The 714-nt window shown below is 56.7% G+C and carries 1 protein-coding gene; it reads left to right on the top strand.

Annotation, left to right across the window (positions count from 1 at the left end; all coding sequences use genetic code 11):
* A partial coding sequence (locus tag ACYP2A_RS22205) for an IS110 family RNA-guided transposase (protein WP_459748105.1) occupies positions 1–714 on the top strand: 714 nt, incomplete at both ends.

Genomic DNA, 714 nt, shown 5'->3' with positions numbered 1-714 from the left:
TGGCTCGCCGGGCTCAAGATCAACGTGGTCGCGATGGAGGCCACCGGCGTTTACTGGATTCCATTGTTTGAGCTGCTTGATGCCCGTGGTTTCACGGTCTACCTGGTCAACTCGCGTTCGACTCGACAGATTTCGGGCCGAAAGTCAGATGTACTTGATTGCCAGTGGATTTGGCAGTTGATGAGCTACGGCTTGTTACGCGGTGCATTTCGACCTGCCGATCAGGTGTGCTCAATGCGTGCTCTGGTTCGTCAGCGTGCGAACAAGGTACGCGACCAGGCTAAAACGCTGAACCGGATGCAAAAGGCGCTGACCCAGATGAACATTCAACTGGCCAGTGTCATCAGCGACATTTCAGGTGTCACAGGTATGAAAATCATCAGAGCCATCATCGCCGGGGAGCGCAACCCCGAACAATTGGCCGCACTCAGTGATCGCCGGATCAAGGCCACTCAGGACACGGTCGCGCGCAGCCTGCATGGCAACTGGCGCAGGGAACACCTTCATGCACTGGAACAAGAGGTCGAATGTTACGACTTCTTCGAGCAGCAGATCGCCGGATGTGACGCGGCCATCGGTGACGTGATGAAGCTGATGCCCGTGCTGGACAATGCACCGCAGCCGTCAAAGAAAATCCTGCGCAGCCCGCACCGGTCAACGGCAGATCAAGCGGCCTTGCATCAGATGCTCTGGCGCATCATGGGTGTTGATCTG

The sequence above is a fragment of the Pseudomonas sp. 3A(2025) genome (assembly GCF_054589175.1).
The sequence above is the reverse complement of the archived record's forward strand: the minus strand, read 5'-3'. Positions and strand labels throughout refer to the sequence as shown.